General features: G+C 72.8%; 7 protein-coding genes. 2 read left to right on the forward strand and 5 right to left on the reverse strand.

Annotated features, from left to right (window positions below; all coding sequences use genetic code 11):
- Window positions 1–2 precede the first annotated feature (2 nt).
- From dapF to miaA, 3 genes are all read right to left on the reverse strand, one after another.
- Window positions 3–887, reverse strand: a complete 885-nt coding sequence (gene dapF / locus GUY60_RS07635) for a diaminopimelate epimerase (protein ID WP_161695153.1) — start codon at window positions 885–887, stop codon at window positions 3–5.
- A gap of 196 nt (window positions 888–1,083) precedes the next feature.
- Window positions 1,084–1,578 (reverse strand): hypothetical protein, encoded by a 495-nt coding sequence (locus GUY60_RS07640; protein WP_246234443.1) that lies wholly within the window; start codon window positions 1,576–1,578, stop codon window positions 1,084–1,086.
- A gap of 107 nt (window positions 1,579–1,685) precedes the next feature.
- Window positions 1,686–2,624, reverse strand: a complete 939-nt coding sequence (miaA, locus tag GUY60_RS07645; protein WP_161695157.1) for a tRNA (adenosine(37)-N6)-dimethylallyltransferase MiaA — start codon at window positions 2,622–2,624, stop codon at window positions 1,686–1,688.
- Between the two features lie 182 nt (window positions 2,625–2,806).
- On the opposite strand from miaA, the gene GUY60_RS07650 reads away from it, so the two are divergent.
- Together GUY60_RS07650 and GUY60_RS07655 are read left to right on the forward strand one after the other, a co-directional pair.
- A complete protein-coding gene (locus GUY60_RS07650) occupies window positions 2,807–3,064 on the forward strand; it encodes a hypothetical protein (RefSeq protein ID WP_161695159.1) in 258 nt (85 codons plus the stop codon).
- Between the two features lie 34 nt (window positions 3,065–3,098).
- Complete coding sequence (locus tag GUY60_RS07655) at window positions 3,099–3,389, forward strand: antitoxin (RefSeq protein ID WP_161695161.1); 291 nt, start codon at window positions 3,099–3,101, stop codon at window positions 3,387–3,389.
- A gap of 151 nt (window positions 3,390–3,540) precedes the next feature.
- On the opposite strand, the gene GUY60_RS07660 is transcribed toward GUY60_RS07655, so the two are convergent.
- Both GUY60_RS07660 and miaB read right to left on the reverse strand, forming a co-directional pair.
- On the reverse strand, window positions 3,541–4,266 hold the full coding sequence (locus GUY60_RS07660) for a class III extradiol dioxygenase subunit B-like domain-containing protein (RefSeq protein WP_161695163.1): 726 nt from the start codon (window positions 4,264–4,266) through the stop codon (window positions 3,541–3,543).
- Between the two features lie 168 nt (window positions 4,267–4,434).
- Window positions 4,435–5,928: a tRNA (N6-isopentenyl adenosine(37)-C2)-methylthiotransferase MiaB gene (gene miaB, locus GUY60_RS07665; protein WP_161695165.1), complete on the reverse strand. Its 1,494-nt coding sequence runs from the start codon at window positions 5,926–5,928 to the stop codon at window positions 4,435–4,437.
- Window positions 5,929–6,008 lie beyond the last annotated feature (80 nt).

The raw sequence follows: 6,008 nt of genomic DNA on the forward strand, positions 1-6,008 counted from the left end.
CATCAGCCGATTCCGTTTTCGAACCACTCCGAAGCGATCTCGCCTTCGGCCACGATGACGGCGGGTCCGGTCATCTCGATCCCGCCGTCCGGCTGCTCGGTGATCACCAGCGTCCCGCCGGGCAGATCCACTCGGTACGTCACGGGGGTGCCGGTGCCCGCAGGGTCGGCGCCGTCCCTGCGGGCCGCGGCGACGGCCACGGCGCAGGCGCCGGTGCCGCAGGAGCGGGTCTCGCCGGAGCCGCGCTCGTGCACGCGCATCGCGACGTGGCCGGGGCCGCGGTCGACCACGAACTCCACGTTGACCCCGTCCGGGTAGACCGTGGCCGGGGTCGTGGGCGGGGCGCTGTACAGCGTCCCGGCGTGCTCCAGGTCGTCCACGAAGGCGACCGCGTGCGGGTTGCCCATGTTCACGTTCAGGGCGGGCCAGCTGCGCTCGCCGACCGTGACCGTGGCCTGCTCGGCGGGGAGCGTGGCGCGGCCCATGGCGACCGTGACGTCGCCCTCACCGTGGGCGTCGGCCTTGGCGATGTGCACGCGCTTCACGCCGCCGCGGGTGGCGACGGCCAGGTCGCCCTCCTCCACATGGCCCGCGCGCTGGAGGTAGCGGGCGAAGACGCGGACGCCGTTCCCGCACATCTCGGCGATGGAGCCGTCGGCGTTGCGGTAGTCCATGAACCACTCGGCCTCTTCCGCCATGCCCCGCGCCTCGGGGTGGGCGGCGGAGCGCACGACGTGCAGCAGACCGTCGCCGCCGATGCCCGCGCGCCGGTCGCACAGCTTGGCGACCGCCGTCGCGGGCAGGTCGACGGTGTTGTCCGGGTCGGGCACGATCACGAAGTCGTTCTGGGTGCCGTGGCCCTTGAGGAAGGCGATCCGCGTGCTCATTCCTCGATCGTACGGCCTGTCGGACGGCGACCCGTCCTGGCCTGTGGATAGCCGGGATTCCGCTTCTGCGCGGGGCGAGCGGAGGTTCCGCTTCCGCGATGTGGAAGGTTCCGCTTCCGCGGCCTGGAGGGGTTCCGCTTCCGCGACGTGGTGGAGTTCCGGGCGCGCGTACGGTCGCTGGGGGACGTACTCCCGCTCAGCGCAGGCGGGCCACGCGCCAGACGGCGAGGACCGCGACCGCGGAGACCGCCACGGCGTACAGCGTGATCAGCCGCCAGTCGGCGCGGCGGCCCGTGGCGCGGTTCGGCAGGCCCGGCCAGGTGTGGCCGACGCGGCGGGCGGCCATCATGCCCCAGCCTGCGGCGCAGCAGCACAGGAGCAGGCCGAGCATGGCGACGACGGGGCCGCCGTCGCCGAACTCGAAGGCGAGCGGGAAGGCGAACATCAGAGAGCCGGTGGCGGCGAGGATCACGATGGGCGCGAGCTGCCAGATCCGCAGCCGGCGCCGGGGGCGCAGCTCGACCTCGACCTCGGAGCCGGTGACTCCGTCCGGGCCGTTCTCGTCGAGGTCGCGGAGGTCGCCGAGCTCGTCGGGGCCGTCCTGGACGACGCCGTCCGGGGTGCTGCCGGGACCGTCGGGACTGAGCTGTCCGCGGTCCCCGTGTGCGGTGTCGCGAGGGCCGGCCTCCATAGCCACGCGCCCTCCCAACTCGGCTCCACTGGCTCGATCGAAGCTAGATGATGGCACGCCGTCAGGAGGCCGGATGACCGCCGGAGCGTCCCGATGCCATCACGTGATCAGGCTGTAACCGCTCGTTCGACCAACGTGAGGGCGTGGTCCGGGAGTTCCCGCCGGTCCGCGGCGGCTCCGCTCAGCCAGTGCACCCGGGGGTCGCGCCGGAACCAGGAGTCCTGGCGGCGCGCGAAGCGCTTGGTGGCGCGGACCGTCTCCGCGCGTGCGGCCTCCTCGGTGCACTCCCCCGCGAGCGCCGCGAGGACCTGTTGGTAGCCGAGCGCGCGGGACGCCGTACGCCCTTCGCGCAGGCCCTGGCCGGCGAGTGTGCGCACCTCGTCGACGAGGCCGTCCGCCCACATCCGGTCGACGCGGTCCGCGATCCGCGCGTCGAGCTCGGGGCGGGCCACGTCGACGCCGATCTGCACGGTGTCGTAGACCGAGTCGTGGCCGGGGAGGTTGGCGGTGAAGGGGCGGCCGGTGATCTCGATGACCTCGAGGGCGCGGACGATGCGGCGGCCGTTGCTCGGCAGGATCGCCTTGGCCGCGTCGGGGTCGGCGGCGGCGAGCCGGGCGTGCAGGGCGCCGGACCCGCGCAGGGTGAGCTCCTCCTCCAGGGCGGCGCGCACGGCCGGGTCGGTACCGGGGAACTCCAGCTGGTCGACCGCACCACGCACGTAGAGGCCGGAACCGCCGACGAGGATCGGCCAGCGGCCCGCGGCGAGCAGGCGGTCGATCTCCGCGCGGGCGAGCTTCTGGTACTCGGCGACGCTGGCCGCGACCGTGACGTCCCAGATGTCGAGGAGGTGGTGCGGGACCCCGCCGCGTTCCTCGGGCGTCAGTTTGGCGGTGCCGATGTCCATCCCCCGGTACAGCTGCATCGAGTCGGCGTTGACGACCTCGCCGCCGAGCCGTTGGGCGAGGAAGACGCCGAGGTCGGACTTGCCGGCCGCGGTGGGGCCGACGACGGCGATGACTCGGGGGGTGATGGCTGCGCTACTCACGGTCCCAGTCTCCCAAACCGCGGACACCGCTCTCGAACGAGCTACGTGACAACGCGTTCCCGGGCTCGTTGCCTGCTTGCGAGGTTCTGGCCGTCCACCTGGGGCGCGCATCCCCGGGCGGCGCAATACGACGCTCCGGGCGGCGCGGAATTTCGCTCACACGAGTACGGTTTGGAGTAGAGATGGGCGTTTTTTCGAGGTTTCGCCGCAAGGCCAAGAGTGCCGACGAGACCCCGGCCAACGTGCCGGAAGCAGGTCTTCCGGTGGCCGGGGCCGACGCTGAGGCCGAGGCGGACAGCACGGCCGAGGCCGAGGACACGGCCGTAGCCGAGGAGAGCGGTGAGCCGAAGAAGGCGGCCGCGGCCGAGGGTGCGGACATCCCGAAGCAGCAGTCCGCAGACCAGGCGGCCGACAACGAGGCCGACGGCGCCCGCACGTAAGGCCGACCCACGGCCGCGAGAAAGAGGTGGCCCCATGGGCATCCTGGACAACCTGAAAGCGAAGCTCGCCCCGGCGAAGGACAAGGCCGCCGGCCTCGCCAAGGAGCACGGGGACAAGATCGACCACGGCCTGGACAAGGTCGCCAGGACGGTCGACCAGCGGACCAAGGGCAAGTACAGCGAAAAGATCCAGTCGGGCACCGGCAAGGCCAAGGAAGGCCTGCACCGGTTCACCGGCAAGGACGAAGGGACGCCGGGGACCGACAGCACCGGCACACCGCCGGCGCCGGGCGCCGGAGGGCCCAAGAGCCCGCCCGCGGGCTGAGTGAGTCCGTACCCACGCGTCAGGGGATCCACCGGGAGCCGAGCCAGGACCCGTACGAAGGGTCGAGGCCAGGCGCACACGCCGACGGCCGCGAGGCAGCACCATCGCCTCGCGGCCGTCGGCGTTCCACGCACCACGCGCGTGGCGGTGTTCACGACCAGGCGGCCACCAAGTACCCGACCCCGTAAGGCGCTTCGTCGTACAGCAGGGTGCCGCTCAGGTCCGCGTTCTCGGCGGCGCCCGCGAGCACCTGCCAGGGGGCGCGTCCCGCGGCCTTCAGTTCCTGGGCGAGCTCGGCGTCCAGGGCCAGAAGCGCGGGCACGTCCGCGGTGCCCAGGGCGCGGGCGGCCGCCGCGTCGAAGTCCGCGGCGCGCTCGTCGAGGTAGCCGGGTGCCTTGAGGGTGCGGCAGGCGCTGCCGTCGCCGAGTACCAGGAGGGCGAGCCGCTCGTCCGGCGCCGCGAGTTCCCGGCCTGCCGCCACGCAGCGGTCGGCCGACAGGGGTTCGCCCACGCCGAGGCCGGTGACCGGGGCGGCCGACCAGGTGGCGCGTTCCAGGAGCCAGGCGCCGACCGCGAGGGACGCCGGGAGCTGCCGTCCGCCGGCCGGTCCCGCAGCGTCCCGGCCCGTCGCTCCGAGGCGTACGTCGAGGTCCACGCCGAAGCCGCGGAAGCTGCCCGGGGTGCCTTCCGGGTACGGGCCGCGGTCGCTCTGTCCGGCCGGTCCGACGACGACGAGGCGGTCCGGGCGGGAGGCGGCGAGCACGGCGACGGCGTCGGCACAGGCGGCGCGGGCGTCGGCCAGTTCACCGGCGGCGCCCGCGGCGACCTCAGGGACCAGAAGCGGCGGACAGGGGCAGGCGGCTGCGGCTACGAGCATGATCGGCAGCGTAGCTGGCGGGGTACGGCGAGGTGTGCGGTGGGCATGCGCCGCCGCACGGATCACCAGGCACGCGCGCGTGGAGTGGTGCGTACGTGTGTGAGGGCCGTCCGGTACGGGCGCGCACCCGCGCGTGGGTGCGGCCCGTCCCGTACCGGGATCGTGCGGTCAATCGCAGCCACAGCCGGAGGGCGCCGGGGTCTGCTCCGGGGCCGGGGCGCCGATGGTCGGCAGGCCGAGCATCACGCCGGCCGGCTTGGCGGCCGCCTCTGTGGTGCGCTTCTGCCAGGCGTCGCCCGCGCGGGTGCGGCGCACGTCGAGGACGGGGCCCTCGGCGAGCAGGTGGTGCGGGGCCGCGTACGTGATCTCGACGCTGACCATGTCGCCGGGACGGACCTCGACGTCCGGCTTGGTGAAGTGCACCAGGCGGTTGTCGGGGGCGCGGCCGGAGAGGCGGTGGGTGGCACCGTCCTTGCGGCCCTCACCCTCGGCGACCATCAGGTCGAGGGTGCGGCCGATCTGCTTCTTGTTCTCCGACCAGGAGATCTCCTCCTGGAGCGCGGCCAGGCGCAGGTAGCGCTCCTGGACGACCTCCTTCGGGATCTGGCCGTCCATCTCGGCCGCGGGAGTGCCGGGGCGCTTGGAGTACTGGAACGTGAACGCGCCGGAGAAGCGGGCCTCGCGGACCGTGTGCATCGTCTGCTCGAAGTCCTCCTCGGTCTCCCCGGGGAAGCCGACGATGATGTCGGTGGAGATCGCCGCGTCCGGCATGGCGGCGCGCACCTTCTCGATGATCCCGAGGAAGCGCTCCTGGCGGTACGAGCGGCGCATCGCCTTGAGGACGGTGTCCGAGCCGGACTGGAGCGGCATGTGCAGCTGCGGCATCACGTTCGGCGTCTCGGCCATGGCGGCGATCACGTCGTCCGTGAAGTCGCGCGGGTGCGGCGACGTGAAGCGCACGCGCTCCAGGCCGTCGATCTTCCCGCAGGCGCGAAGCAGCTTGCTGAAGGCCTCGCGGTCACCAATGTCCGAGCCGTACGCGTTGACGTTCTGGCCGAGCAGGGTGATCTCCGAGACGCCCTCGGCGACCAGGGCCTCGATCTCGGCGAGGATGTCGCCGGTCCTGCGGTCCTTCTCCTTACCGCGCAGCGCGGGCACGATGCAGAAGGTGCAGGTGTTGTTGCAGCCCACGGAGATGGAGACCCACGCGGCGTACGCGGACTCGCGGCGGGTGGGCAGCGTCGACGGGAACGCCTCGAGGGACTCGGCGATCTCGACCTGCGCCTCCTCCTGGACGCGGGCGCGCTCCAGGAGCACCGGCAGCTTGCCGATGTTGTGCGTGCCGAAGACCACGTCGACCCAGGGGGCCCGCTTCACGATGGTGTCGCGGTCCTTCTGCGCCAGGCAGCCGCCGACGGCGATCTGCATGCCGGGCCGCTTGGTCTTCATCGGGGCGAGCCGGCCGAGGTTGCCGTAGAGGCGGTTGTCGGCGTTCTCGCGGACCGCGCACGTGTTGAAGACGACGACGTCGGCGTCGCCCTCCTCGTTGCCCTCGGGCGCACGTACATAGCCGGCGTCCTCCAGCAGGCCGGAGAGCCGCTCGGAGTCGTGGACGTTCATCTGGCACCCGTAGGTGCGCACCTCGTAAGTCTTCGCACTCATCTCGCAACCAGGGTAAGGGGTCGCCACGCGCGCGTGCCCGGCTGTTGCCGGGGTCGGGCGGAGGCGGGGGCGGCCGGGTC

This window comes from Streptomyces boluensis, assembly GCF_009908195.1.
Classification (GTDB): domain Bacteria; phylum Actinomycetota; class Actinomycetes; order Streptomycetales; family Streptomycetaceae; genus Streptomyces; species Streptomyces boluensis.